The sequence below is a fragment of the Thermoflexus sp. genome (assembly GCF_034432235.1).
Lineage (GTDB): Bacteria > Chloroflexota > Anaerolineae > Thermoflexales > Thermoflexaceae > Thermoflexus.
Map to the genome: position 1 here is coordinate 1 of NZ_DAOUCJ010000090.1, position 6,946 is coordinate 6,946.

At 67.0% G+C, this 6,946-nt stretch carries 7 protein-coding genes; all 7 read left to right on the forward strand.

The window, feature by feature from the left end; all coding sequences use genetic code 11:
- The first annotated feature begins 160 nt into the window (after nt 1-160).
- The gene (locus tag VAE54_RS11120) at nt 161-472 is read left to right on the forward strand and encodes an XdhC family protein (protein ID WP_322802035.1); all 312 of its coding nucleotides are present in this window, start codon (nt 161-163) and stop codon (nt 470-472) included.
- Between the two features lie 57 nt (nt 473-529).
- Entirely contained in the window at nt 530-1,294 is a 765-nt protein-coding gene (locus VAE54_RS11125; RefSeq protein WP_322802036.1) for an XdhC family protein, read from the forward strand.
- Nucleotides 1,291-2,307, forward strand: coding sequence for a molybdopterin-binding protein (locus tag VAE54_RS11130; protein WP_322802037.1), 1,017 nt, complete (start codon nt 1,291-1,293; stop codon nt 2,305-2,307). The genes VAE54_RS11125 and VAE54_RS11130 overlap by 4 nt, the downstream gene beginning before the upstream one ends.
- A gap of 699 nt (nt 2,308-3,006) precedes the next feature.
- The gene (locus VAE54_RS11135; protein ID WP_322802038.1) at nt 3,007-3,786 is read left to right on the forward strand and encodes an ABC transporter permease; all 780 of its coding nucleotides are present in this window, start codon (nt 3,007-3,009) and stop codon (nt 3,784-3,786) included.
- 66 nt (nt 3,787-3,852) lie between these two features.
- The gene (locus tag VAE54_RS11140) at nt 3,853-4,863 is read left to right on the forward strand and encodes an ABC transporter substrate-binding protein (RefSeq protein WP_322802039.1); all 1,011 of its coding nucleotides are present in this window, start codon (nt 3,853-3,855) and stop codon (nt 4,861-4,863) included.
- Nucleotides 4,860-5,627, forward strand: coding sequence for an ABC transporter ATP-binding protein (locus VAE54_RS11145; protein WP_322802040.1), 768 nt, complete (start codon nt 4,860-4,862; stop codon nt 5,625-5,627). Before VAE54_RS11140 ends, VAE54_RS11145 begins: the two co-directional genes overlap by 4 nt.
- A gap of 209 nt (nt 5,628-5,836) precedes the next feature.
- Nucleotides 5,837-6,946 (forward strand): RNA polymerase sigma factor (locus VAE54_RS11150; protein ID WP_322802041.1); only part of this gene is annotated, 1,110 nt, incomplete at its 3' end.

The window sequence follows — 6,946 nt, forward strand, 5'->3', positions numbered from 1 at the left end:
GCCCGCCGCACCGTCACCATCTTCCAGCCCGATGGAACCCTCCGCCTCCTCCACGAGCCCGATGAGCTGGACGGCGGGGACCTCCTACCCGGATTCCGGTGCCCGGTCCGGGACCTGTTCGAGCGCACCCTCTAATCGTATCCTCAACGGGAGGCTTCCCATGCGCGAGGTGCTGGAAGCGATCGAGCGATGGAAAGGGCGAGGGGAGCGGGTCGCGCTGGCGACCGTGGTGAAAGTCATCGGATCCGCTCCTCGGGACGTGGGGGCGAAGATGGCGGTCTCCTCCGGCGGGGAGATGGCCGGGTCGGTGAGCGGCGGCTGTGTGGAAGGAGCCGTCTTCGAGATCGCCCAGGAGGTGCTGCGCACCGGGCGCCCCCGTCTGGTCCGCTTCGGCATCAGCGACGAGATGGCCTGGGATGTAGGTCTGGCCTGCGGGGGAACGATCGAGGTGTTTGTGGAGCCGCTGCCCTGAGGGCTTTCAAAAGGACTTCTGGGGACCGATCTCTCCTCCCATTTCCGGAGGGACGGGATGAACTGGTTTGAGCGCGTGCGGGAAGCCATCCGGAAGGAAGAGCCCATCGCCCTCGCCACCGTGATCCGAGGGCCGGAAGCGTGGCTGGGGGCCAAATGGATCATCGAGCCGGGCGGCGATGGATGGGGGAACGTGCATCCGGAGCTGGACCGTCAGGTCCGGGAGCTGGCGCATCGTTACCTGACGATCGGCCATTCCGGAACCGCGCTTCTTCCCACCCCGGAGGGAGAGGTGGAGGTCTATATCGAAACCCATGTTCCGGCTCCCCTGCTGATTATTGTGGGGGGCACGCATATCGGCATCGCCCTGACCTCCATCGCCAAGATCCTGGGCTGGCGGGTTTATCTGGTCGATCCGCGCCGCACCTTCGCCACGCCGGAGCGCTTCCCCCATGTAGATCGCCTGATCCATGCCTGGCCAGATGAGGTCCTCCCGGATCTGATCACTCCCCAGACGGCGGTGGCTGTCCTCACCCATGATCCCAAACTGGATGATCCGGCAGTGATCGCCGCCCTGCAAAGCCCGGCCTTCTATGTAGGCGCTCTTGGAAGCCGGAAAACCAGCGCCCGGCGCCTGGAGCGGTTGCGCCGCAAAGGGATCCCGGAGGAGGCCCTCGCCCGCCTCCACGCGCCCATCGGCCTGGATATCGGGGCGCGCACGCCGGAGGAGATCGCCCTGAGCATCATGGCCGAGATCGTGGCCGAGCAGAGCCGGCGGCGACAGGCCGCGCGGGCCGCTGTGCCCGAGGAGGCGCGTCCATGAAATTCGGTCCGGTTCCAGTGGAAGAAGCGGTCGGGCGCATCCTGGCCCATAATCTGGCCGACGCGCAGGGAAACCGCCTGTTCCGCAAAGGCCGGCGTCTCACGCCCGAGGATATCGCCCGGCTGAAGGCGGAAGGCTATCAGGAAGTCGTGGTCGCCGATCTGGAGCCCGGCGACGTGGGGGAGGACGAAGCGGCCCGGCGCATCGCCCGGGCCTGCGAGGGTCCGGGCCTGCGCCCGATGCCGGCGGCTGGGGGACGGGTGAACTTCCTGGCGGAGGCGGCGGGGGTGTTCCTGGTGGAACTCGATCCGCTGGAGCAGTTGAACCGCCTGCCCGGGATCACCCTGGCGACCCTGGCCCGGGGGAGCGTGGTGCGCCCTCGTCAGATCGTCGCCAGCCTGAAGATCATCCCCTTCGCATTGCCCGAAGGGATCATCGCCCATGCGGAGGCGCTGCTCCGGGAGAACGGCCCCCTGATGGGCGTTTATCCCTTCCAGCCCCGCCGGGTGGCCCTGATCCTCTCCGGGCATCCCGCCGTCTGGCCCCGCCTGATCGCCGATTTCGAAGGCCCGCTTCGGGAACGGGTGCTCGCCTGTGACGGCATATGGCTTGGGACGCAGACGGTGCGCCATGAGGAATCCGAGCTGGCCCGGGCGATGGAGGCCGCGCTGGGCCAGGGGGCGGACTTCCTGATCCTGGCCGGCGAGACAGCGATTATGGATGAAGAAGACATCGCCCCCCGGGCGATCCGGCGCATCGGGGGAAGGGTGGAGGCGTTCGGGGCGCCGGTGGATCCGGGGAACCTCCTGCTGATCGCTTACTATGGGGAGATCCCGATTCTGGGGGCGCCGGGCTGCGCGCGGAGCCGCCATCGGAACGTGGTGGACTGGGTGATCCCCCGCCTGATGGCCGGGCTGCGCCTGACCCGGGAGGAGATCGCCTCCATGGGCCACGGGGGACTGATGGAGGATGTCGAGGAACGCCCCGCGCCTCGATGGATTGGCTCTTCTTAATTCGAGCGGCGCTGCGCAAGAAGCGGAGAACGCGCTGTCTCTTTCGAAAGCGATCCCATCCTCCCCCATGCTTTTTGACAGATCAAAGCCCTGTATTTATCATGGGATGATGATTCGCAGCGGCTCCGATCCAGGGATCCGCTGCGCCATACAACTGAATCACCACGACCTGCGGGGCAGGGTGAGGTCGCCTTCGGGCGGCCAATTCCCGACCGGCGGTGATGGAGGGAGTTTCCCTCGCCTCCTCAGCCCGCGAGCCGAGGCCCACTGGGCCGAGGCAGGACACCGGTGAAAGTCCGGGGCCGACCGTATAGTCGGGATGGGAGCAGGTGGCGTTCCCATGGCGCGCTGCGCATGGCGCGAACCCGCCCCGAAGGCATTTGGAACGCCTTCGGGGTTGTTGTTCCATGCGCGGTGGAGGGAAGGCGTTTGCCCTGCCCCCGAAGGTCCGTGACCTTCGGGGGTTTTTCTTTACCAGGGCTGACTTCCCTCGATTCAAAACGGCATGGGACTTCCACTCTCACGCCATGGGATCCGGGAAGCTCGGAACCTGCAGAGTTCCGAGGGATAACCGGTTTTCCTGCCCCGGGGTCTGTGGATCCCGGGGCTTTCTGTTTCCGGGCAGAACGCCTGGATCGCTTCCCCCAACGCTTTCACGGGATGGGGGGATCCCGGACGTTCATCATAGGGGGATCGGAAATGCATGGAAAAGCGACCGGATGGAGCGCCAGGGTTCGGAATACGGCCTGGCTCCCTCGAGCGGGGGCGGCATTGCTCTTCGTTCTGATGTGGAGCCTGGTGGTGCGCCTGGGAGATTACCCGCCCTTTATCCTGCCCGGGCCGGAGCAGGTGGCGGCCCGGATGTGGGCGCTGGCGGCCAGCGGATCCCTCTGGCGTCACTGGTGGGCGACGGCGGTCGAGGTCGGGCTGGGGCTGAGCCTGGGGGTAACGGTGGGCCTAAGCCTCGCCTATCCCCTCGCCCACTGGCGCCTGTTCGAGCGCATGGTGGCCCCCTATCTGGTGGCCTCCCAGGCGGTGCCCATCGTCGCGGTCGCCCCCCTCCTGATCATCTGGTTCGGTCCGGGGCTCTTGGCCCGGGTCCTGGTGAGCGCCCTCATCGCTTTCTTCCCGGTCCTGATCGCCGCCATCGCCGGTTTCCGCCAGGTGCCCCCGGAGTGGCGGGAGCTGTTCCGCAGCCTGCGGGCCACACGGTGGCAGACCTTCTGGAAGCTGGAATGGCCTGCGGCCCTTCCGGTGATCTTCGGGGGCCTGAAAATCGGTGCCACCCTCTCGGTGATCGGGGCGTTCGTGGGGGAGCTGATCAGCGCTGATCGGGGGATCGGTTTCCTGATTAAGCAGGGCCAGGGCCTCTATGACACCCCCCTGGTGTTCGGAGGGATCCTGCTCCTGGCCTCCCAGGCCCTGCTGCTTTACGGGATGATCGCCGCCCTGGAGCATCGATGGGCGCAGAGGGAATGAGCGCTTCCCCATGGACTCACAGGACGGGTTTGTCATCGATCCTGCATCCCGCGATGGAGGTGAACGATGCGTCATCCCTGGATACCTTCCGGCTTGCTCCTCATCGCCCTGACTGCCTGTCAGGTGCTCGCCGGCCCGCCCGCGCCGGCCACCCCCACCCCAATCCGTCTGCCCATGGGATACATCGCCAACGTGCAGTTCGCCCCCTTCTATGTAGCCGTCGAGAAGGGCTACTTCGCCCAGGAAGGGATCGAGCTCTCCTTTGATTACAGTTTCGAAACCAACGGTGTGCAGCTGGTGGGGGCCGGACAACTGCCCTTCGCCCTGGTAAGCGGCGAGCAGGTGCCGCTGGCCCGGGCCCAGGGGCTGCCCATCGTGATGGTCGCCCAGTGGTATCAACGCTATCCTATCGCGGTGTTCGCTATAGCGGAGAAAGGGATCCGGACCCCCTCGGATCTTCGGGGCCGCAAGGTGGGCCTCCCCGGTTTCTTCGGCGCTTCCTATGTGGGATTCAAGGCGCTGCTCTACGCTGGCGGGCTCCGGGATGAGGAAGTGGAAGCCGTGGATCTGGGGGGCTTCACCCAGGTGGCGGCTGTAAAGGAGGGGAGGGTCGATGCGGCAGTGGGATACATCAACAACGAGCCGCTGGTTCTGCGGCGAGCCGGCTTCACGGTGAACGTCATCGATGTGGCGGATTACGCGGCCCTGGTCGGCAACGGCATCATCACCAACGAGCGAACCATCCGGGATCAACCGGATCTGGTGCGGCGGTTCCTGCGGGCGTTCCTGCGAGGCCTGCGAGATACGCTGCGGAACCCCCGGGAGGCGTTCGAGATCAGCAAGAAGTATGTGGAAGGGTTGAGCGGCGAGAACGAGCGGGCCCAGTGGGAGGTGCTGCAGGCGACGCTGCCATTATGGCAAGCCGAGGTGCCGGGCCGCTCGGATCTCCGCGCCTGGCAGCAGATGACGGCTGTGCTGGTGCGGATGGGTCAGCTGAAGGAGCCCGGGGATCTGCAGGCAGCTTTCACCAACGCCTTCGTAGAGGAGCTCTGGCCCCAGGTGGAGCGCGGGCGATGACCGATCGACCGATCCTGATGGCGCGCCATATCGCCCACTGCTATCGAACGGGGCGAGGGGAGGTCTGGGCGCTGCGGGAGGTTTCCCTGAGGCTGCAGCAGGGAGAGTTCGTCTGTCTGGTGGGACCTTCGGGATGCGGCAAGACCACGCTGCTGCGCATCCTGGCCGGCCTGCTCCCCCCCACGCGGGGGGAAATCTGGCTGGGGGATCAACCCCTTCGGGGGCCGGATCGACGGATCGGGATCGTGTTCCAGAAGGATTCGCTGTTGCCATGGCGGACAGCGCTGGAGAACGTGCGGCTGCCGCTGGAGCTGAGCGGATGGCCCGGGCCCGAGGCCGCCCGGCGAGCGCAGGCGCTCCTGGAACAGGTCGGCCTGCAGGGTTTCGAGCATGCCTATCCCCGGGAGCTTTCCGGGGGCATGCAGCAACGGGTGGCTCTGGCCCGGGCCCTGGCCGCGGATCCGGATATCCTGCTCCTGGACGAGCCCTTCGCCACGCTGGATGCCATCACGCGGGAGCGGCTGAACGAGATGCTGATCGAACTATGGGAGCGCCATCGCAAAACCGTCCTGATGGTCACCCACGATGTCCACGAGGCCGCCTGGCTGGCGGATCGCGTCCTGGTGATGAGCCCGCGGCCAGGCACCCTCGTCGCCGAGATCCAGATCCCCGCCCCCCGCCCCCGGGGCGCAAACCGCTGGTCGCATCCCGCCTTCCTTCAAATCGTCTGGGCCATCCGGCAGGCGCTGGGGAACGGAGGATAGACGACAGATTGCACAAGGATCTTACTTCCGCTATGATATCCGCATTCGGTGCGGGTCGGGACCATTCACCCATTGACGGATCCGGTGACATTGCGGTTTCGCATCGCCGGAGGCGATGGAGCCCTTTCCCCGGATGGCCAGCCCATCGTTCTCGCTCCCGCCGAAGAGGATCCTCTCGGGCCCCATCGATTCGGTAAAAAAGGAGCGCGATGGGAAATCCGACCGGCCTTTCCCCAACCTCTCTCGAGGCTTCAGAGGAGGCCATCGCGGCCCGGATGCTCCAGGGCGATCCAGAGGCCTTCGCCTGGCTCTACGAGCGGTATTTCCCCCGCCTCTATGATCTGGCCTGCCGCATGCTGGGGGATCCGGATGAGGCAATGGATGTGGCCCAGGAGACCTTCCTCAAGTTCCTGGAAGGCCGTCCTCGCCAGCCTCCCCGCCATTTCCGGGCTTACCTCTACACCATCGCCCGCCGGGAGATCTATGACGTTCTCCGAAGATCCCGCCGCCACGTTCGATGGGCCGAGGGGGAGCAGGAAGGCGCCGAGGAGGCAGAGCCTCGAGCGTCGGATGAAGGAGCGGAAGCGGAAGTTCTCCAGAGGGAGCGGATGACGTTCCTCCGGGAGGCCTTGCAAGCGCTCCCGGAGGAGGAAGCGATGCTCCTGGATCTGCATCTCCGCCACGGACTGACCCCCGCGGAGCTGGCCGCGGTCTTCGGCCGCTCGACCGGGGCGATCCACACCCGCCTGAGCCGGGCCCGCGATCATCTCGAGGAGGCGATGGCCGCCTGGGTCCTCCTTCGCGTGGGCCGGCGGGCATGCCCCACCCTGACGGCGATCACGGGGGGACCGGAAGAACCGCCTCCGGCCCTCACCCCGGACCTGCGCCGGGCTCTCCGACGGCATCTGGAGGGTTGCGCGGCGTGCCAGGAGACGCGCCGGCGGTATCTTTCCGCGGCGGAATGGCTGGGCGGGATGGCGATGATTCCCCCTTCCCCGGCGCGCGCCCGGCGGGCCCGGGAGCGCCTGAGCCAGGCGGCGCAGGCCCTAACAGCGGGAGGGGTCGCCGTGGGGGCGGCAGGCGCGGCCGGGTTGGGCGTCCTGAAGGGTCTGGGGATCGCGCTCCTGACGGGCGCGGTGATACTGGGCCTGGCCGCCGCCGCCCTCGGGCTCTGGATCACGGGGTCCGGATCCGCTGAAGTGCGCGTGGAGAACCGGAATTGCCCCCCGCTGGTGAGTCCCTCGCCCGCCGTCCGCCTGCTCCGGATCCTGCCCAACGTGGAGGTGCCCGTTCGGATCGAAACGGGCGCGACGGAGATC